Here is a 233-nt window from a genome sequence, read left to right as displayed (position 1 = left end):
ATCCCATCTATTCAACTTTATGCGGTAGAGCCTACAGATTCCCCAGTATTATCAGGAGGAAAGCCAGGTCCGCATAAAATTCAAGGGATTGGAGCAGGGTTTGTTCCATCCATCTTGAATACGGAAGTATATGACGGCATTATCCAAGTAAGAAACGAAGATGCATTTGAGCTTGCAAGAAAGGCAGCAAAAGAGGAAGGAATTCTTGGCGGTATTTCTTCAGGAGCCGCCAT

Annotated in this window: 1 protein-coding gene; it reads left to right on the top strand. The window is 44.2% G+C overall.

The annotated features are described in order from the left end of the window. The coding region (locus SB775_RS34135; protein WP_410865727.1) for a pyridoxal-phosphate dependent enzyme at window positions 1-233 on the top strand (233 nt) is incomplete at both ends.

This window comes from Peribacillus sp. SIMBA_075, from assembly GCF_046534585.1.
This window is presented reverse-complemented; position numbering and strand designations above follow the sequence as displayed.